At 71.5% G+C, this 19,514-nt stretch carries 19 protein-coding genes; 9 read left to right on the top strand and 10 right to left on the bottom strand.

Annotated elements, in window-relative coordinates; translation table 11 throughout:
- Together DEJ17_RS03105 and DEJ17_RS03100 are read right to left on the bottom strand one after the other, a co-directional pair.
- Entirely contained in the window at positions 1–516 is a 516-nt protein-coding gene (locus tag DEJ17_RS03105; RefSeq protein ID WP_146239594.1) for a hypothetical protein, read from the bottom strand.
- Between the two features lie 32 nt (positions 517–548).
- The gene (locus tag DEJ17_RS03100) at positions 549–1,400 is read right to left on the bottom strand and encodes an SGNH/GDSL hydrolase family protein (RefSeq protein ID WP_110892021.1); all 852 of its coding nucleotides are present in this window, start codon (positions 1,398–1,400) and stop codon (positions 549–551) included.
- A gap of 205 nt (positions 1,401–1,605) precedes the next feature.
- On the opposite strand from DEJ17_RS03100, the gene DEJ17_RS03095 reads away from it, so the two are divergent.
- Positions 1,606–2,244 (top strand): TetR/AcrR family transcriptional regulator, encoded by a 639-nt coding sequence (locus tag DEJ17_RS03095; protein WP_146239593.1) that lies wholly within the window; start codon positions 1,606–1,608, stop codon positions 2,242–2,244.
- Between the two features lie 192 nt (positions 2,245–2,436).
- Here DEJ17_RS03095 and DEJ17_RS03090 read toward each other — a convergent pair whose 3' ends face one another.
- Both DEJ17_RS03090 and DEJ17_RS03085 read right to left on the bottom strand, forming a co-directional pair.
- Positions 2,437–3,720 (bottom strand): PP2C family protein-serine/threonine phosphatase, encoded by a 1,284-nt coding sequence (locus tag DEJ17_RS03090; protein WP_110892019.1) that lies wholly within the window; start codon positions 3,718–3,720, stop codon positions 2,437–2,439.
- 137 nt (positions 3,721–3,857) lie between these two features.
- A complete protein-coding gene (locus tag DEJ17_RS03085) occupies positions 3,858–4,322 on the bottom strand; it encodes a VanZ family protein (protein ID WP_110892018.1) in 465 nt (154 codons plus the stop codon).
- Between the two features lie 259 nt (positions 4,323–4,581).
- On the opposite strand from DEJ17_RS03085, the gene DEJ17_RS03080 reads away from it, so the two are divergent.
- The 3 genes from DEJ17_RS03080 to DEJ17_RS03070 all read left to right on the top strand — a co-directional run bounded on the left by DEJ17_RS03080 (position 4,582) and on the right by DEJ17_RS03070 (position 11,113).
- Positions 4,582–4,911 carry a hypothetical protein gene (locus DEJ17_RS03080; RefSeq protein ID WP_110892017.1) on the top strand — a complete coding sequence of 110 codons (330 nt, stop codon included), beginning with the start codon at positions 4,582–4,584 and terminating at the stop codon, positions 4,909–4,911.
- 101 nt (positions 4,912–5,012) lie between these two features.
- On the top strand, positions 5,013–5,342 hold the full coding sequence (locus DEJ17_RS03075; protein WP_245166312.1) for a hypothetical protein: 330 nt from the start codon (positions 5,013–5,015) through the stop codon (positions 5,340–5,342).
- 224 nt (positions 5,343–5,566) lie between these two features.
- Positions 5,567–11,113: an Ig-like domain-containing protein gene (locus DEJ17_RS03070; protein ID WP_146239592.1), complete on the top strand. Its 5,547-nt coding sequence runs from the start codon at positions 5,567–5,569 to the stop codon at positions 11,111–11,113.
- Positions 11,114–11,199: 86 nt separating this feature from the next.
- On the opposite strand, the gene DEJ17_RS03065 is transcribed toward DEJ17_RS03070, so the two are convergent.
- The 3 genes from DEJ17_RS03065 to DEJ17_RS03055 all read right to left on the bottom strand — a co-directional run bounded on the left by DEJ17_RS03065 (position 11,200) and on the right by DEJ17_RS03055 (position 13,369).
- Positions 11,200–11,931: an SOS response-associated peptidase gene (locus DEJ17_RS03065; protein ID WP_110892014.1), complete on the bottom strand. Its 732-nt coding sequence runs from the start codon at positions 11,929–11,931 to the stop codon at positions 11,200–11,202.
- Between the two features lie 118 nt (positions 11,932–12,049).
- On the bottom strand, positions 12,050–12,679 hold the full coding sequence (locus tag DEJ17_RS03060) for a hypothetical protein (protein WP_110892013.1): 630 nt from the start codon (positions 12,677–12,679) through the stop codon (positions 12,050–12,052).
- A 3-nt stretch (positions 12,680–12,682) separates the two neighbouring features.
- Positions 12,683–13,369, bottom strand: coding sequence for a hypothetical protein (locus DEJ17_RS03055; protein WP_110892012.1), 687 nt, complete (start codon positions 13,367–13,369; stop codon positions 12,683–12,685).
- A gap of 247 nt (positions 13,370–13,616) precedes the next feature.
- Here DEJ17_RS03055 and DEJ17_RS03050 point away from each other — a divergent pair, with 247 nt between their 5' ends.
- A complete protein-coding gene (locus tag DEJ17_RS03050; RefSeq protein ID WP_110892011.1) occupies positions 13,617–14,042 on the top strand; it encodes an organic hydroperoxide resistance protein in 426 nt (141 codons plus the stop codon).
- A gap of 10 nt (positions 14,043–14,052) precedes the next feature.
- Positions 14,053–14,439, top strand: a complete 387-nt coding sequence (locus tag DEJ17_RS03045; RefSeq protein WP_110892010.1) for a YchJ family protein — start codon at positions 14,053–14,055, stop codon at positions 14,437–14,439.
- A gap of 27 nt (positions 14,440–14,466) precedes the next feature.
- Here DEJ17_RS03045 and DEJ17_RS03040 read toward each other — a convergent pair whose 3' ends face one another.
- Positions 14,467–15,333 (bottom strand): shikimate dehydrogenase, encoded by an 867-nt coding sequence (locus tag DEJ17_RS03040; protein ID WP_181421014.1) that lies wholly within the window; start codon positions 15,331–15,333, stop codon positions 14,467–14,469.
- Between the two features lie 73 nt (positions 15,334–15,406).
- Between DEJ17_RS03040 and DEJ17_RS03035 the strand changes: the two genes are divergently transcribed.
- A complete protein-coding gene (locus DEJ17_RS03035; protein WP_258366633.1) occupies positions 15,407–16,399 on the top strand; it encodes an iron-siderophore ABC transporter substrate-binding protein in 993 nt (330 codons plus the stop codon).
- A gap of 96 nt (positions 16,400–16,495) precedes the next feature.
- On the opposite strand, the gene DEJ17_RS03030 is transcribed toward DEJ17_RS03035, so the two are convergent.
- Positions 16,496–16,900, bottom strand: coding sequence for a DUF1304 domain-containing protein (locus DEJ17_RS03030; protein WP_110892007.1), 405 nt, complete (start codon positions 16,898–16,900; stop codon positions 16,496–16,498).
- A 60-nt stretch (positions 16,901–16,960) separates the two neighbouring features.
- On the opposite strand from DEJ17_RS03030, the gene DEJ17_RS03025 reads away from it, so the two are divergent.
- On the top strand, positions 16,961–17,296 hold the full coding sequence (locus tag DEJ17_RS03025) for a chorismate mutase (RefSeq protein WP_110892006.1): 336 nt from the start codon (positions 16,961–16,963) through the stop codon (positions 17,294–17,296).
- Positions 17,293–18,381: a beta-propeller fold lactonase family protein gene (locus DEJ17_RS03020; RefSeq protein ID WP_110892005.1), complete on the top strand. Its 1,089-nt coding sequence runs from the start codon at positions 17,293–17,295 to the stop codon at positions 18,379–18,381. Before DEJ17_RS03025 ends, DEJ17_RS03020 begins: the two co-directional genes overlap by 4 nt.
- Before the next feature lie 201 nt (positions 18,382–18,582).
- On the opposite strand, the gene DEJ17_RS03015 is transcribed toward DEJ17_RS03020, so the two are convergent.
- The gene (locus DEJ17_RS03015) at positions 18,583–19,503 is read right to left on the bottom strand and encodes a 2-hydroxyacid dehydrogenase (protein WP_110892004.1); all 921 of its coding nucleotides are present in this window, start codon (positions 19,501–19,503) and stop codon (positions 18,583–18,585) included.
- Between the last annotated feature and the right edge of the window lie 11 nt (positions 19,504–19,514).

Genomic DNA, 19,514 nt, shown 5'->3' with positions numbered 1-19,514 from the left:
TCAGCCGGCGGGCTGCGGGTCGACGGCGCCGGGGACGACGAGCTGCCAGAGGTCGCCGTCCTCGTCGTGGTCGGTGGGGGAGAGGTACAGGCGGAACGTGCCCCCGTCGGCGAGGGGGTCGCCCTCGAGGTACTCGACCGGTTCGCCGCTCGTCGCGCACTGGTCGGACGTGCTGATCACCTGGATGGTGTCGCCGGGGTGCGGGCCCTCGGCGCCCTCGTCGCCCTTCGGGACGTCGGTGACCGTCGCCTCGTACACGTCGTAGACGCCCTGGAGCTCGACGGTGCGGTCGGTCTTGGTGACGTCGGCGTCGACGACCAGGTCAGCTGCGTCGCGGCGTTCGGCCGGGGTCTTCAGCTGGATGTGGTCGGTGCACCCGGTGCTCGTCACGCCGGCGTCGCTGCTCGGGTTCGTGGGGGCGTCGGTGCCGCCACCGGTCTCGGCGGCACATCCGGCCAGCGAGCCGCCGAGCACGATGACGAGTGCCATGACCGGTGCGATCCGTCCCCACTGCATGGGGCGAGTATGGCCCACTCCGAGGCCGGGTGCTAGCCCACTGCGCCCTTGGCGCCCTCGGCGGCGATGTGGATGGCCTGCTGCATCCGGACCGAGACCTTCTTGGACATCGCGACCGTCGGGTGGACACCGTCGTAGGTGCGCGAGGACGGCCACCCGCCGTCGAGCCTGCGGTCGGCCGCCCAGGGGTCGACGAACATCCAGCCGCGGGTGAGTGCGTGGTTCTGCAGGTCGCGGTTCAGGATCTCGCCCTGCTTGCGGCGGTCGATGTGCTTCTTGCTGTAGTTCGTGATGTTCGACGGGGCGATCGCGGCGATCACGACGTGGCGCGCGCCGACCTTCTTGGTGATCTTGTCGATGTTCTTCAGGATCGACTTCGTGCTGTACCCGTAGCGCAGGTCGTTCGTGCCGGCCATCACGACGAGGACGTCGGCATCGTGCGCGGAGCTCCGTTCCAGGATCCGCGTCGAGGTCGCTCCGCCGATCGAGGTGCCCCCGACGTTGACCATCGTCGGGTCCTTCAGCTGCCGCATCCACGAGGCGTCCATGGCGGTGAGCGAATCACCCGCGTAGGTGAACGTCAGTTTGCCCGGCGCCGGCGTCGGCGTCGGCGTCGGCGTCGGTGTCGGCTTGGCCGTCGGAGCGGTGGTCGGGGCCGGGACGACGGTCTGGGTGGGCGTGGGGGCGTTCGGCTGGCTCGTCGGAGTGGTGGTGGGCGACGGTGCCGGAACGTCGGTCGTCACGGGTGCGGGAGCGTTCGTCTCGGTCCCCTCCACTGCGGTCGCGGTGTTCGGGACGGTGGCGAGCAGGGCGCCGGCGAAGACGGCGACGGTGGCAGCTGCGGCGATGAAGGGCAGGCGGGAGTGGCGCTGGTGGTGAGGCAACGTGGTCTTTCGTTTCGGGTGCGAACTTCATCACCCTAGAAGCTCCGTGACACGCCATCGTCCCCCAGGTGTGGGGGTGGCCCCCGTGCGCGCTGCAGGGACAGACAGATCGTTCTTCGTGCTACACGATCCAGTGCTGTCCGGGGAACGCGCGTTCCCGTTCGGGGGACTGTGCACGGTCGCGCTCGGCTGGTGCAGTGTGTACATGCACATCGAAACGCCGCCGATGCCCGTCCTCGACGACACCGCCCTCCGTGGCGAGGTCATCCACGGGATGATCACGGCGCTGCGTTCCCGTCCGCTGCACGAGGTGACCCCCGAGGTCGTCGCGGCTGCGGCCGGAACGGACACCGATGTCGTCAGCCGCACGTTCCCGAGCTGGGACGGCCTGCTGCTCGCCACCATCGACCGGTGGAACGAGGAGCGCACCGTGCCGCTCATGCCCCTGGCTGAACAGCACGGCACCATCCGGTTCCTGCGTGCGATCGTCACCGCGAACGTGGCCGACCCGTCGCTCATGCGGTTCCTGACGGCGACACTGAACATCGCGGCGTCGCCCGAGCACCCGCTCGCGCCGATGCTCCACGCCCGGTGGCGACGGTTCCATGCCTTCGTGCAGCACGCCCTGGAACGTGACGTCCTGCTCGGGCGCGAGCCGGGCACGATGGAACCGGCGCGCGGCTCGGAGCAGCTGCTCGCGACCTACGAGGGGCTGCAACTGCAGTCGATGGTGCGGCCGGAGATGGACCTGCTCGAGGCCTTCGACCGCGCCGTGACGCGCCTGCGCGAGGGCTGGTCCCGCGCGTACGTGCCGCCCGTCTGGGACCTCGACGGAGTCGGTTGACCCTCCGGGTGGCTCGTCGGGCCGCCCCCACAGACCGCGGACGCTAGGGCGTCCGAGGGCAGACGCTCATCGTCTGCACGCGTCGCCGCACGATTCGGGTTCGAGCGGCGGCGCGTACCAACCTCTGCAGGCCGAGCGCGCGTTCCGCGCCGGTCGCCGTGCGCTCGCGGCACTTCAGTCGGCGTGCACCGCTCAGTCGGCGTGCACCGCGAGCGGTCGCTCGGTGTCCACCTCGACCGGCTGCCGGCGGATCGCGATCACCGTGACGTCGTCGTCGTGCGGCACCTCGTCGGCGCGGGCCGACAGCGCGAGCACGACCGCGTGCGGGTCGCGGCCGGCACGGGCGATCGCGGCGACGGACTCGATCGTCTGGTCCAGGTCGTCGTACAGGTCGAGCACGCCGTCGCTGAACGAGACGAGCAGGTCACCGGGTTCGAGGGTGCCCTCGGCCGTCGCCCACTCCTCGCGGATGCCGAGCCCCAGCGGCATGTCCCCGGACCGGAGCCGGTCGACGTGCCCGTCGGCGCGCAGCACGAAGCTCAGCCCGTGCCCGGCGTCGGACCACCGGAGGGTGCCGTCGTCGGAGATCCGGGCGTGGAACAACGTGGTGAAGGCGAGGTCCGGTCCGACGCCCTCGGCGGTCAGGCCGTCGGATGCCCGCTTCAGCGCCTCGGCCGGATCGTCGACCGTCCGGGCGCTCCGGAGTGTCGACCGGACGGCTGCGGCGATCAGGCCGGCGCCGACGCCCTTCCCCATCACGTCCCCGAGGCTCACCGCCACACCGCTGTTGGTCGGGTACCAGTCGAAGAAGTCACCGCCGACGCTCCGGGCGGGCAGGCAGGCACCGGCGACGACGACGTCGTCGGTGATGCGGCCGGTCGTCGTCGGGAGCAGTGACCGCTGGACCGCTGCCGCCCGGTCGATCTCGGCGCGGACCTTGCCCTCGCGGGCCTCGGCCGACCGCAGGTTCAGGCGCGAACGACGGGAGAGTTCGTGCACGACGACGGCGACCGTGCCGAACACGATCACGACGGCGCCGACGCGGACGAGTTCGCTCGGCCCGGGCGGGTCGGTCGGGGTCAGCACGTACGGGGCGAGCATCACGACCAGCAGGCCGAGGACCGCGAACACCACGGTCCGACGCCCCTCGAGCGACGCCCACCAGATCACCGGCAGCACCACGAGCGCGGTGAACACCGACGCCCCCGCGCCCGTCCCGGTGCGCAGCAGTGCGATCGTCAGGAAGTCGACGGTCAGCAGGATCGGCACCACCCAGGCCGCGCGGCGCACGAGCGTGGGGATCGCGCTCAGCAGGGTCGCGACGACCATGCCGACCACGCTCGCGACGAACAGGTCGTGCTCGGTGATCACCAGCGACGGCATCACGACGCTGAGGAACGCCGACAGCGCCAACAGGCCGCTGATCGGAGCCTGACGGACGAGAGGGTTGTCGACGATGCTGGTTGGGCGAATCATGCTCAGTGCAGGCTAGTGGAACGGGGTGGTCGCTGCCCGGCGGGGTGGCGGCTGCGCGTCGGCGGACTACGGTCGAGAGATGGCGGAAGCCCCCGGAGCATCTGCTCCGGGGGCTTCTTCGTGTCTGGAGATCGTCCTCAGCGACGCCGAGCCGCACGGCTGAGCAGCAGCACGCTCACCACGGCCCCCACGAGCGCCCCCACGCCGTTCGCGAGGACGTCGTCGACGGTCGCGGTGCGGGCGGGTAGGAACAGCGCCTGACCGGTCTCGATGCACGCGCTGACGATGAGTCCTGCTGCGATGGCGGCCCACCACCACCGCGCACCGGCGAGCAGCACCACGAGCAGGCCGAGCGGCACGAAGTAGACCACGTTCGCCAGGGACTCCACGGCGGCGTAGTCGATGCGCTCGGGCAGGCCGTGACGGTGCGCGGCTGCGAGGACGCGGGTGAGCCACGGGCCTCCTGCGGCGTCGACGGGGGAGCCCCAGAACCCGACGAGCGCCAGGGCGACGCCGTAGGCGACGGCCAGCCCCGTGGCGAACCGACGGCTGCGCCAGGTGGCCGGGGCGCGGCCGTCGACGCGGGGCTTGTCGGAGGTCACGTGCCGACGCTAGCGAGTCGCGCCTCCAGACCGGTGTCCGCGCCGTCTCGTCCCCCGATCGCGTCGATCCGGAAAACGAGTACCCCGATCCTGGCGCTGTACCCCGGAAGTGCGACGCACCTGCCCGGAGATCCGGGGCTGTCCGATGCATGGCATTGACGGAACCCGTGAATCCACGGGCCTGGCTGGCGATCCCCTCGGCACTTCTCGTAGCGTTCTGGTGTCAGCAGATGTACCCCGGATCGTGAAGGAGAGCGACATGAGCATCACCGTGAACAACGCGACGCAGGCCGAGGTCACCCTCGACACCGACACCGTGGACACCATCGCGATCCTCGAAGCCGATGCAGCGCTTTCCTCGCGCCCCAAGCGCGCCAAGGTCACCTGGGTGCAGGAAGACCAGGGCGAGTGGATCGCCGGCTACGGCGGGTACTTCGGCGGCAGCGTCGACAAGCGCGACGACCGCTACGTGGCCTCCGACACCTTCGGGCTCGTCGTGGGCGAGTTCGCGTCCCTCGAAGAGGCGCAGACCAAGCTCGAGGACCAGCTGCACGTCATGCTCCCGCCGGTCATCCGGCCGGTCGAGTGACGGCAGCGGACACCAGCACCACCGGCGTCGACCGCGACGCCCGCACCACCCGGAACCACCGGCACCACCCAGAACGCAGCACAGCACGAAGGAGCAGGACCATGAGCACGACCGTCGCCCATCGCCAACAGGCCGAGGTGACCCTGGACACCCAGACGATCGAGGTCATCGCCGAGATCGAGGCCCAGGTCGTGGCTCCCGTGCAGGCGGCCCCCGTGCGTATCTCGTGGGCACAGGCCGACACCGGCCTGTGGGTCGCGAACTACGGCGGCTACTACGGCGGCACCGTCGACCGCCAGGGCAGCCACTTCTTCGTCGCCGACACCTTCGGCGAGTACGTGGGGGACTTCCGGTCCCTCGACGAAGCGAAGGCGCGGTTGTCCGAGCGCCTGCACGTACTGCTGCCGGACGTCATCCGTCCGACCGCCTGATCCACTGCTGATCGCTCCCTGATCCTCGAACCCCCGCCGGCCTGCCGGCGGGGGTTCTTCGCGTCTGCGGCGTACCCCCACAACGAGTGGTCCCCCCTATTGGGGACCCGGTTTGTCCCCATCCGGACGCGAGGAACTGCCAGGATCAACCTGGCGCCAACGACCGTTCTCCCTGATCCTCCGGTCCGTCTCGGTGCCCGCATCGTCTCGACCCGAAAGTGATCATGCAGCGTACGAACCCGGGCACCGCTGTGCCCACCGACGGTCCGGACCGTCCTGTCGGCACCCGTGCCACCCGCCGACCCGGCCTGCGCGCCGTCGCCGTGCTCGGAGCCGCACTCCTGGTGGGCACCGGGCTGACGGCCACCTCGGCGGTCGTCGCGGCCGCACCCGCCTCGGCCGTCAGCGCCACGAAGGACGGCGCCATGGTCTGCACGCCGCAGGAGACGCTGTACGCGATCGACGGCACCGGCAAGGTCGTCGCGGTCGACATCAGCACGGGGGCCTCGCAGGGCACGACCGCCGACGTCACCAACCTCGGAACCGGCGCGAACAACGGCCTCGGCATCTCGCGCGAGGGCGTTTCGATGTTCGCGGCGTCGAACAACCAGACGGCGACCCTGCGGCAGTTCGACCCGAAGACCGGTGTCGCATCCGACCCGGTCGCGACGGAGTCCGTCCGCTCGGTGATCCGCGGCGCGGTGAACCCGGCGACGGGCATCTACTACTACGGCTCGAACAAGGGCTGGCTCGGTGCGTACGACCCGAAGAGCGGCAAGTACCTCGGCCAGGTCGGGCAGATCGACGGGCTGAAGGACGGCAACGGTGACTTCGCGTTCAGCTCGCGCGGCCTGTTCTTCGTCGTCGCGTCGGACACGGTGTACCGGGTGAACACGGACGCCGTCCCCACGGCTTCCGGCACGACCGCGATGACCACCAGCGCGATCGCCACCCTGCCCGCCGGCACGAACAGCCCCGGCATCGCGTTCTCGTCCGACGGCTACCTGTACGTCTCCAACACCCCGACGGGCAGCACCGTCACGACGATCTACCAGCTCGACCCGACCTCGGGCAAGGAGGTCCGCAACTTCCGGATCGCCGGTGACTTCGCCGCGTCCGACCTGGCCAGCTGCAACTACGCCGACACCGTGACCGGTGCGGCGAGCGTCGACCAGCGCTGGGGCAGCGGTGACCAGTTCGCCCTGGCCATCAGCGGTGGCGGCATCGACACCACCAAGCCGGGGAGCGCCGGCACGACCAGCGGTTCCGCCACCGGCGTGCAGGCGCAGAAGGCCGGCGCGGTCCTGACGACGCCGAACAAGGACTACACGGTCAAGCAGACCGCCGCGGGCACGACCGACCTGGCGAACTACGACACCACGTGGAAGGCGGTCGACCAGACGACCGGCACGACCGTCGCCAGCGGCACCGGCACCACGGGGACCTTCACGTTCCCGGCAGCCACCACCGCCGACGGCACCGACGTCCTGGTCACCTTCACGAACACGCTGAAGGCCACGCACGTCACCACGAGCAGCGACACCGCCACGACCCCCACCGGCACGACGCTGAAGGTGCCGGCCGCCTCGGGCGTGCTCGCGAACGACAGCGGCACCGGCCTGTCCGTCGTCTCGAACACCACGCCGGCACACGGCACCGCCACGGTCGCCGCCGACGGCTCGTACACGTACACCCCGGCCGGCGGGTTCTCCGGCTCGGACACGTTCCAGTACACGGCGAAGGACTCGTCGGGGCAGACCTCGACCAGCACCGTGACCGTCACCGTCGCACCGAAGGGCTCCGACGACGCCTACAGCGTGCACGCGGGCACCGTGCTCAAGGTGAACGCAGCGGACGGCGTCCTGACGAACGACCGCGGGTCGGACCTGACCCTCACCGGCCACGGCCAGCCGTCGCACGGACTGGTGAAGATCGGCCCCGACGGGTCGTTCTCCTACGGCGCGGACAAGGGGTACTCCGGCCCGGACTCGTTCACGTACACCGCGAAGGACGGCTCCGGCGCGACCGTCACCGCGACGGTTCGGCTCACCGTGCTGCCGACCGCGACGGCCGATGCCGCCACCGCGACGGCCGGGTCGACGACGACCGGCAACGTGCTCGCGAACGACCTGGGCACCGGCCTGACGGTCACCGGCAGCAGCACTCCCGCCCACGGCTCGGCGACGGTGCGACCGGACGGCTCGTACTCGTACACCCCGGCCGCCGGGTTCTCCGGCACCGACTCCTTCACGTACACCGTGACCGACGGCAGCGGCGGGACGGACACCGTCACCGTCACCGTGCAGGTCGCCCCGGCGGCACAGGACGACACCGTCAAGGTCGCCGCGGGCGGCACGGCCACCGCCGGTACCCGTGCGGCCGGCGTGCTCGGCAACGACTCCGGCACCGGACTCACCGTGGCGTCGAACACGTCCCCCTCGCACGGTGCGCTGACGCTCGACAAGGCCACCGGCACGTACACGTACACCCCGACCGACGGGTACTCCGGCCCCGATGCGTTCACGTACACGGCCGTCGACGGCTCCGGCTCGCCGAGCACCGCGACCGTCACCATCACCGTCAACCCGACGATCGGCGCCGACACCGCGTCGACGGACGCCGGCACCCCGGTGACCATCGACGTGCAGGCCAACGACCGCGGTTCGGACCTCGAGACCACGATCGTCGCCGGTCCGTCCCACGGCACGGCCGTCGTCGCAGCGGACGGCTCGGTCGAGTACACGCCGACCGCCGGCGCGTCCGGCACCGACTCGTTCACCTACACGGTGACCGACGGCAGCGACGTCACCACCGGCGCAGCGACCGTCACGATCACCGTGCGACCCGTCGCGACGGCCGACACGGTCTCGACCCGCGCCGACGAGGTGCTGTCCATCGACCCCGCCACCCTGACCGGCAACGACCGGGGCACGGGGCTGACCGTGACCGACGTGACCGCAGGCGGGGCCGGCAACGGCACCGGCACCGGCACCGGCGAGACCGGCGCCGCCCGCGGCACGGTCACCCTCGACCGTGGCACCGGCCGCGTCGTCTACACCCCGGCCGACGGCTTCTCGGGCACGGACACTTTCACCTACACGGTGACCGACACCGCCGGCAGCTCCACCACCGGCACGGTCACGGTCGTCGTCGGCCCCCGCGCCACGGCCGACACCGCCACCGCCACGGCCGGCTCGACGCTGACCGTCGCGAAGGGCGACGGCGTGCTCGCGAACGACCGGGGCACCGGCCTGACCGCGACCGTCGACCAGCAGCCCGCACACGGCACGGTCGAGCTCGCCGGGAACGGCTCGTTCACGTACACGCCGAAGGACGGCTTCTCGGGGACGGACACCTTCACGTACACCGCGACGGACCCCGCCGGCCGCACCACCACCGGCACCGTGACGGTCACGGTCCGCCCCGGCACGGAGCCCGACACCCTCACCGTCGCGGCGGGTGGCAGCACCACGGTCACCTCCGGCGCCCTGACGGGCAACGACCACGGCACCGGCCTGACCATCGTGTCCGTCTCCGGCGGCGATCACGGCACCGCGACCCGCAACGACGACGGCACGATCACCTACACGCCGAAGGACGGCTTCTCCGGCACGGACACCGTCACCTACACGGTGATGGACCCGTCGGGCGCCACGAACACCGGCACCGTGACGGTCACCGTCACCCCGGTCGCCGGCGGCGGGTCGACCTCGGCCGAGGCCGACGCCACCACCACCGTGCCGGCCGGCACCGGCCTGCTCGACGGTGCGAAGGGCACCGACCTGGCGGTCACCGACCACACGAAGCCCTCGCACGGCGAGGTCACGGTCGACGAGGACGGCTCGTACACCTACAAGCCCGAGCCGGGCTACTCCGGCCCGGACGGGTTCGACTACACGGTCACCGACGGCTCCGGCGGGACGACCACGGGCACCGTGACGATCGTCGTCGCCCCGAAGGCCGCCGCGGACACCGCGACGACGAGCGCCGCGACTCCGGTCGACGTCGCCGTCACCGGCAACGACTCGGGCACGGAGCTCGCCGTCACCGCGGTGTCGACGCCCGGCCACGGCACCGCCACGATCACGGGCAGCGCGACGACCGGAGCCAGCTCGGTCACGTACACGCCCGCCGACGGGTTCTCCGGCACGGACACGTTCACCTACACGGTGACCGACCCGACCGGCGGCACCGCGACGGCGACCGTCACCGTGACCGTCACGCCGACCGCGGTCGCCGACGCCCTGCGCACCGCGGCGAACACCGCGCTGCCGATCAGCGGCGCGACCCTGGCCGGCAACGACCGCGGCACCGGCCTCACCGTCACCGCGCACGGCCGCGCCGAGCACGGCACGGTGACCGAGGGCACCGAGCCCGGCTCGCTCGTCTACACCCCGGCGAAGGGCTTCTCCGGCGCGGACACGTTCGAGTACACGGTGACCGACGGCGCCGGACGGACCTCGACCGCGACGGTCACGGTCGTCGTCGGCGTCGCCGCGGTCGACCACTGGCACACCATGTCGACGAACCGCAGCATGCGCATGACCGCCGACAGGGGCGTGCTGGTCGGTGACTCCGGTCGCGGGCTCTGGGCCGCCATGGAGACGAAGCCGTTCAACGGAAAGCTCTCGCTCGAGAAGGACGGCTCGTACGTCTACACGCCCACGTCGAACTGGTCCGGTCGTGACTGGTTCACCTACTCGGCCAACGACGCCGACGGCACCGCGGCGTTCGCGCGCGTCGTCATCGACGTCGCCCCGACCGCGAAGGACGACAAGGCCACGACCACGGCCGGAAAGACGGTCCGGGTCGCCGGCCACGGCGTGCTCGGCAACGACCACGGTGACGCCCTGACGGTCGTCGCGGTGGGTCAGGCCCGCCACGGCACGGCCTCCATCGCCGCCGACGGCACGTTCGTCTACACCCCGGCGAAGGGCTTCTCGGGCACCGACACCGTCACCTACCGTGCGCAGGACTCGATGGAGCAGCAGGTCGACGCCACCGTCACGATCACGGTCGGCATCGCCGCAGCGGACGACTCCGGGCACACCGTGTCCGGCACCCCCGTCACCCGTGACGCCCGCCACGGCCTGCTCGCCGACGACCAGGGCACCGGCCTCACCGCCGCCCCGGCCCGGAAGCCCGCCCACGGCACCGTGACGATCCAGCGGAACGGCGCGTACGTCTACACCCCCGCCGCCGGCTTCACCGGCACGGACACCTTCACCTACACGGTGACGGACGCCTCGGGGCAGACGGCCACCGCCACCGCGACCATGACCGTGGTCGCCGCCGCGGTCGCCACCGACGACTCCGCCATCGGGATCGTCGGACACCGGGTCGTCGTGGATCCGCTCGACAACGACTCCGCCACGGGCGGCGCCACGTTCGAGTCGGGCACGCTGCACCTGCTCCACCCCGAGTCCGGCACGCCGACCGACCGTGTGGTCCTCGCCGACCAGGGCACGTGGACCATCCGCGACGGCCGGGTCGTCTTCACCCCGGAAGACGGCTTCACAGGAACCGCCTTCGTCGGTTACTCGGTCACCGACAGCGCGGGACAGACGGTCACCGCGACCGTCACGGTCACGTTCCCGACCGGGCTCGCCGCGATCGTCCACGGCACCGAGCTCGCCTTCACGGGCGTGACCGGACTGGTCGGCCTCGGGCTCGCGGCACTCGCGCTCATGCTGGCGGGCGTGCTCCTGGTGACCCGACGACGGATCGCGGTCGGCGTCGCGCCGGGCATCCGCCGCAGCGCACGTCCGTAACAGGGCACCGGACTGGAGGCCCGGATCACCGCAGCAGACCCGCTGCGGTGATCCGGGCCTCCTGTCCGCGCGCGGGGCGCGACCGCCTACGCGACGGGCGCGATGAGCTGCGGTCCGTCGTTCCGCACGCTGTTCACCGTGCGGGAGACCTCGTACTGTGCAAGGCCCGCGGCCACCGTCAGCGACTCGTGGTCGAGCAGGGCCAGCAGGTCGTCGGAGAGCAGATCGCCGCCGAGCCAGTCATCGTAGCCGTCGGGCGTCAGGAACGCCGGCATGCGGTCGTGGACCTCGCCCGGGGCGACGTGGGCGTCACGGGTGATGATCGCGAGCGACAGGCGCCACTTGTCCGGGTCGCCCTCGGGCTTCGTGGGATCGGGCCAGGCGCTCACGACGCCGGCCATCGCCAGGGCGCCGCCGGGTTCGTGTACGAAGTGGGGTTCCTTGCCGTCCTCGCGCACCACCCACTCGTAGTAGCCCTGCGCCGGGACGATGCAGCGGTTCGTGGCGAAGGCCCGCTTGAACATGCCGCTCGTCGCGACCGTCTCGATCCGGGCGTTGATCGGCTTCGGCCGCTGCTTCTGGAAGTCCTTCGCCCAGCTCGGCACGAAGCCCCAGCTGATCTGCGGCAGCTCCCGTTCGCCGTGCCGCTGGCGGACGGCGTACACGGGGTCGGTCGGGGCGACGTTCCAGCTCGGGGCGAGGCCGGGGTGCACCTCGCCGGTGTCCTCGTCGACGTGCTCGGTCCTGCTGGCGAGCTCGCCCATGAGCTCGGGCAACAGATCGGCCGTGGTGTCGGAGACGACGAACCTTCCACACATGCGCCCAGTGTGCCCGTCGCCGCCGACAGTGGTGCGCGTCGGGGCGCGGCTCGGGCCCGTCGGTTCGCCCAGTGGGCAGAAGACGTCGGGTGCGGCTGCGCGACTCGACGTCTTCTGCTCACTCGATGGGGCGTGCGGGCGTCCCGGGTGCGGGCTTCAGGGACTCGGCGGCCAGGCGGGCTCGTTCGGAGCGGCCGAGGTGGACGAAGTACTCCGACAGTCCGATCGTGTACACCGCGATCAAGAGCACGTGGAACCAGCTGGCGACCCCGAGGACGGACGCCCCGAGGACGGCGACGAGCCCCGAACCGAGCAACGGTGCGACGCGGGCGAGCATGCCGATCAGCCCCCGCCGAAGCAGGACCGTGTCGGTGCGGACGATGTCGCGGTGCTCCGGCAGGACCGGCACCGGACGACGCTGCACGTAGAGCTGCGTGGCGCCCCGCGCGGCCAGCTGCCACGAGGGCCGCACCTGCCGACCGTTGATCGTCGTCGAGGGGTCCGGCGGCTGCCACGTCGGGATGCACGCGAAGGTGAGCAGTCCGACGCCGAGCGCCAGCAGCACCATCGCGACCACGCTGCGGACCGGGGTGGTCTCCGTCCAGTCGACCCGGGCCTCCAGGACGGCCATGCCGACCAGCGCGACGATCGCCGCGATGCCGGACCACAGGGCGGCACGACGGACGCGTGCCGGATCGAGCACGTCGGTGACGTGCCGGCGGAAGACCTGCCAGCCGAGCGTGAACACGGGTCACTCCTCCGGCAGGGCGAGCTTGCTGCCGCTCCGTGCGCCGGGACGGCCGCGGGGCGGCAGGGGCGGGGGGACAGGCGGGAGCGCTTCGGCCTCGACGCGGAGCTGTTCCTGGCGGCCGAGGGTGCGCAGTCCTCCGATCGCGGTGACGGCGCCGCTCAGGGGCACGACGAACCAGAAGGCGGACAGCCCGACGAGCCCGTCGCCGGCCGGCACGGTGGCGATGTTGACCACCACGGTCGCGACGAGTGCCAGGGCCCAGCTGCCGAGCAGCAGGAAGCCCCGGAACGCGCCGCGGACGATCAGGTCGCGGGTCTCGGGCATGCGGTCGAGGAGGGCGTCGCGGTGTCTCGGGTCGACCGGAGGCGGATCGCGGCGGTAGTACCGGGCGACGGCCTCCTGCGTGCGCCATCCGATGCCGGGGATCGGCGGGACCGCCCACCCCTTCGGGCCGATCGGGACGAAGCACGAACCGAACCCGCCGATCCCGGCCGCGAACAGTGCCGATGCGACCAGCCACACCGCGAGGGGGACCGAACCGTCGTCGACGAGCAGCGCGAGGTACTGCAGTCCGATGAACGCGACCACCGTGACGACGGCGGCGACGACCACGACGCGACGGCGGTACCGCGGCCCGATGAGCGCGGGGAACCGCTCCCGGAACACCTGCCACCCGATCTTGAACACTCATCATGTCTACCCGGTGGGGGTGCTGGGTGCCCGGGCGGTCGCGTTCGTCCTCGCGTTCGTGAGCAGAAGATGTCGGGTGCGGGCGAGGGACTCGACATCTTCTGCTCACTCGATGCGCAGCGCACCGGCCCCGCCGCCGCTCCCCACCCGGACACGCCCGAGCGCTCGCCGCTCGGCGCTACCGCACCCGCGACGCGGTGCTGCCGCTCAGGATTCGTCCAGGCGAGCACGGTGACCTCGGACCATGAGTCTCGACATCGTCTACACCGCCGCTGCCCACGCCACCGGGGGCGGCCGCGACGGACACGTCCGCAGCGAGGACGACCGGCTCGACCTCGACACCCGCCCGCCCAAGGAGATGGGCGGCAGCGGCGAGGGCACGAACCCCGAGCAGCTCTTCGCCGCCGGGTACGCCGCGTGCTTCCTCGGCGCCCTGCACGCCGCCGGCAAGGAGCTCGAGGTCGACACCACCGGCGCCGAGGTCTCCGCCGAGGTCGGCATCGGCGGCACCGGGAACGGGGGCTTCGGCCTCGCGGTCGAGCTCGACGTCTACGCCCCGAACGCCCCGCAGGAGCAGCGGCAGCGCCTGGCCGAGCGTGCACACGAGATCTGCCCGTACTCGAACGCCACCCGCGGCAACATCACCGTCACACTGTCCATCGTCGACTAGCGTTCGGCCGGTGGTCACCGACACGACGCGCTGCCCCTGCCTGAGCGGCAACCCCTACGGGGAGTGCTGCGGCCCCCTGCACGCCGGGGCCGTGGCGCCGACCGCGGAACGGCTCATGCGCTCCCGCTTCAGCGCCTTCGCGCTGGGCCTGCCGGAGTACCTGCTGCTCACCTGGCATCCGCGCACCCGGCCGGCGGGTCTCGAGTTGGACCCGACGCAGCGCTGGACCCGGTTGGACGTGCTGGCGACCACCTCGGGAGGCCCGTTCGACTCCCACGGCACCGTCACGTTCCGCGCGTGGTGGCGTTCCGACGACGAGCGCGGCACGCTCGAGGAGACGAGCGACTTCGTCCGGGAGCAGGGCCGCTGGTTCTACGTGGACGGCGTGGTCGTCTGACGGACGTCGTCGACGTTGCCTCTGGGGCTAGCGGCCGATGACCGCCGGCAGGCCGACCGCGGTGCGCATCGCCCGGCGGACCCCGGCCTCGTCGGGGAGCAGCTCGTCCTCGTCACCGGTCAGGAAGACGCGGATCTGCCCGATCGCCTGCTCGGTGAGCATGTCGAGGCCGTTCAACACGCGGCCCCCGGCGTCGGTCCACCGGCTGGCGACCGCGGTGGGCCACGGTTCGTAGGCGACGTCGAACAGCACGGCGTCCGGACCCGACGGGTGGAACTCGAGCGGGTCGGCGGCACCACCCGGCAGCGTCGAGAGGACGAACCCGTGGTGCGTGCCGGCGAGTTCGCTCAGGGGGTGCACCTCGAGCGTCACCCCGAGCCGGACGGCCAGGTCGACCAGCGCACGCGTCTTCGCGGTGTCACGGACGAACACCCGGACGAGCGACGCCCCGAGCCGCACGGCAGCCGTCAGGGCGCTCGCCGCGGTGGCTCCGCCGCCCAGGATCGTGGCCTCGCCGGGCAGGTGTCCGAGCGCCTCGACCGGGCGGACGAGCCCCTGCACGTCGGTGTTGGCGCCGGCTCGCACGATCGTGGAGCCCTCGTGGCGGAACGCGACCGTGTTGGCCACCCCGAGCTCGTCGACGAGCGGGGTGGTGCGGTCGAGCAGCGGCAGCACTTCGCGCTTGAGCGGCATCGTGAGACTCAGCCCACGCCATTCCGGACCCAGCCCCGCGACGAACGCGGCGAGCTCGCCGGACGCGACCTCGTGCCTCCCGTAGGTGAAGGGCAGGTCGAGCGCATCGTAGGCCGCAGCGTGGAGCGTGGGCGAGAGCGAGTGTGCGATGGGGGAGCCGAGCACCGCGAGGTGCGTGCGGCCTGGATCGGTGAACGCCACGGTCACCCAGCCTAGCCAGCCGTGTTCCTGAGTACCCCGTTAGGTTAGGCTACCCTTCGTGAATCGTTCTCCCTTGCGTCTCCGACGCGTGCTCGCCGCAGCCGGCGCCGTCGTCGCTGCGTCCCTCGTCCTCGCCGGCTGCGCGTCCGGCTCCGGCTCCTCGACCGACTCGGCGTCGTCGGGGTCGTCCGACGCCGCGTTCCCGGTCTCGATCACGACCGGCCTCGGCACCACCACCATCGAGTCGGCGCCGAAGCGCGTCGTCGCGCTCGGGTGGGGCGACGCCGAGACCGCGCTCGAGCTCGGTGTCCAGCCGGTCGGTGCGAGCGACTGGCTCGCCTTCGGCGGAGACGGTGTCGGTCCGTGGCTCAAGGGTGCGTACGACAAGTCGCCGAAGATCATCCAGACGCTCGAGCCGAGCTACGAGGACATCCTCAAGCTCAACCCCGACGTCATCCTCGACGTGAAGTCCTCGGGTGACAAGGAGCGGTACGACAAGCTGTCCGCGATCGCGCCGACCGTCGCGATCCCGAAGGGCGGCGAGAACTACCTCGCCTCGACCGAGCAGCAGACGACCATGATCGCGAAGGCGCTCGGCAAGGAGTCCGAGGGCAAGAAGCTGCTCTCCGGCCTCGACGACGCCTACGCCGCAGCACGCAAGGCGCACCCGGACTTCGAAGGCAAGACCGCCGTCGTCGGTGCCTACAGCTCCGAGGGCTTCGGGGCGTACGCCTCCACCGACAGCCGTTCGACCTTCATGCGGAACCTGGGCTTCGAGATCCCGAAGGCCATCGACGAGCAGGCCGGCAAGGAGTTCTCCGTGCACCTGTCCGACGAGAACCTCGACCTGCTCGACGCCGACCTGACGCTGATCCTGCCGATCTACGTCGAAGCGTCAGAAGCCTCGTCGAACAAGCTGTTCCAGAAGGTGCCGTCGGTCGAGGCCGGGCACGCGATCGTCTTCGACGACAAGGACGTGTCGTCCGCGTTCTCGATGGGCACCACGGCTGCGATCGAGTGGGCGCTCGACAAGCTGCCGGCGCAGTTCGAGGACAAGCTCGGCTAGAGCGGGTCTCGACCTTCACGACCTTCACGCGAAAGCGACAGGGTGCCGCCGATGTTCGGTGGCACCCTGTCGCTTTCGTAGTTCGGGGGCGTCCGACTAAACGCCGACGGTGGAGCCGAGCAGCGCGAAGAGCAGCGCGATCAGGGGGAGCGTGCCCTGCTTGAAGGCGGAGTTGACGTACTTGCGACCCGTGCCGAGCAGGATCACCGCGGCACCGAGCATGCTCGCGGTCGAGAACACCACGAGGGTCCAGCCGCTCACGGTGTTGCCGGCCAGCACGAGCACGATGCCGAGGATCGCCCCGATCGCCAGGAACAGGTTGTAGAAGCCTTGGTTGAAGGCGAGCGAACGGGTCGCCACGGCTTCGGTCTCGGAAGCGATGCCGAAGATCCGGCGTGCCTGCGGACTGGTCCAGATGATCGATTCGAGGAAGAAGATGTACACGTGGACGAGGCCCGCGAGGACCGCACAGACACCCGAGATCACCAGCAGGACCGACATGTGCACATTCTCGCAGCAGCGGGCCGGGTTCCGCTGCACGACCGCCAGTAGGCTCGGACCATGAACGACGAGGTCACCCCGCCCGAGGCCGAAACGAGCGCGGACACCAGCGCCGTCGCCGAACTCCGGAGCATCCGGCAGAGCATCGACAACATCGACGCCGCCGTCATCCACATGCTCGCGGAGCGCTTCAAGTACACGCAGCGCGTTGGGCACCTGAAGGCCGAGTCGGGCATGCCGGCCGCAGACCCGGACCGCGAACAGGTCCAGGTCGCACGGCTCCGGTCGCTCGCCGCCGACTCCCACCTCGACCCTGCCTTCGCCGAGAAGTTCCTCAACTTCATCGTCGCCGAGGTCATCCACCACCACGAGCGCATCGCGGGCCGCGACGAATGAGCGCCGAGCTGCCGTCGCTGCTCATCGGGTCGTACACGGCGACCGGCGGCGGGAACGCCACGGGCATCTCGCTGGTCGACGCCGGCACGGTCGGTGCCACTGCTGCGGCCCGGACCGTCGCCGTGCTCGACGACCCCTCGTTCCTCGCGGTCTCGGGTGACCGCGTCTACGCCGTGTCGGAGACGAACGACGGCGCCGTGTCGGCCTTCCGACTGCAGGGCGGCGCGCTCGACCACCTGTGGGACGCCCCCGGTGGCGGTGACGCCCCCTGCCACGTCCGGGTCGATCCCTCGGGCGCGCTCGTCGTCACGAACTACGTCTCCGGAACGGTGACCGCGATCTCCCTCGCCTCGGCCGAGTCGCACGCGGCCTCGGTGACCGCGAGCGACGGTGTGGTCCTGCACGGAGAGGCCGGCCAGCGCTCCGTCCCGGCCGACGCCGTCGCGGTCGCGGCGCTGCCCGACGCCACCGGTCCCGATCAGGACCGCCAGGACGGCCCGCACGCCCACCAGTCGATCGCGACCCCGGACGGCACGGTGCTCGTCGCCGATCTCGGTGGTGACGCCCTGCACGAGTTCCGCATCACGGTGTCGGCCGACGGGGTCCCCGACATCGAGGCACTCCGCGTGCACCGCGTCGCACCCGGCACCGGCCCGCGCCACATGGCCTGGATCGACGGTGACCTGCTCGTCGCCGGCGAACTCGACGGCCACGTGCACCGGCTCCGCCGCGACGAGTCGGGGTCCTTCGCGACCATCGCCGCCGTGCCCACGTTCGACGGTGCCGTGGGGGAGTCGCTGCTCAGCCACATCGAGGTCGACGACGTCGGCCGCGTGTACGTCGCGGTGCGCGGGCGTGACCTGCTCGTGGTGCTCGACGCGCGTGACGGCGGGCTCGCCGTCGTCGGCTCGGTCCGCTGCGGTGGGGTCTGGCCTCGGCACTTCGCGCGTGTGCCCGGGTTCGTCCTGGTGGCGAACCAGATGTCCGACGCGGTCGCCGTGCTGCCGCTCGACGCCGAGGGCATGCCCGGCGAAGCCGTCGCGCAGATCCCGGTCGGCACCCCGACCTGCGTCGTCCCGCTCTGACGCCGGCGTGTTCGTGTGACGCCGGGGTGTTCGTGCCTGCGTGACGCCGGCGTGTTCGTGTGACGCCCCGAAGTCGTCGAGACGCCCCCGAATTCTGCGGCGTCTCGACGACACTGCGGCGTGCGAGCGACACGACGGCGTCTGGACAACGCCGCGACGTCGGAACGGACGAGACGCCGGCCTGTTCGGAGCCGCAGCGCGCTAGAACTCGATCAGGTTCTCGAACGGGCGACCCTCGGCCAGCGCGGCGACCTGCTTGCGCATCAGCTCGATGGACCGCGGCACGCTCAGGTCGGTGTTGCCGCCGACGTGCGGGGTGAGCACGGTGTTCGGCGTCGTCCACAGCGGGTGTCCGGCGGGCAGGGGCTCCGGGTCGGTGACGTCGAGGGCCGCGAACAGCCGCTCAGACCGCAGCTCGGCGACCAGGGCGGCGGTGTCGACGACCTTGCCGCGCGCCACGTTCACCACGAGGGCGCCGTCCGGCAGCGCTGCGAGCAGCTCCGCGTCGACCAGGCGTTCGGTCTCGGCGGTGAGCGGCGCGATGAGCACGAGCACGTCGGTCGTCGGGGCGAGCTCGGGCAGCTCACCGAACGCGTGCACGTGCCGGCCGTCCTGTTCGCGAGCGGTCCGGGCGACCACGGTCACCTCGGTGCGGAACGCCTCGAACCGGGTGGCGATCGCGGACCCGATCGCCCCGTAGCCGACGACGGTCACCCGGCGGTCGGCGAGCGATCGGGTCTCGCGGGAGTCCCAGACGCCGTTCGCCCGGTCGACCTGGAACGCCGAGATCTCACGGAGCGACGTCAGCGCGAGGCCGACCGCGAGCTCGGCGGTCTCGTCGTCGTGGATGCCGCGACCGTTCGCCAGCTGCGCGTGACCGGGCACGTGCGGGATGGCGTGCTCGTACCCGGCGCTCGGCAGCTGCAGCAGCTGGAGCTCGGGCAGGTCGTGCACGAACTGCCAGCGGTGCCGCCCCTCGAAGTAGAACGGCAGGAACGTGATCGCGACGTCGTCCGGGCGACCGTACGGCGACTCGACGTCCCAGACGTCCAGCTCGATACCGTCCGGCACGGGGCCGAACCGGTCGACGAGCTCGGCGAAGGGCAGGGTGACGATCGGCATCGAGACCGGGC

It is taken from the genome of Curtobacterium sp. MCSS17_011 (assembly GCF_003224275.1).
Taxonomy (GTDB): Bacteria; Actinomycetota; Actinomycetes; order Actinomycetales; family Microbacteriaceae; genus Curtobacterium.
This window is presented reverse-complemented; position numbering and strand designations above follow the sequence as displayed.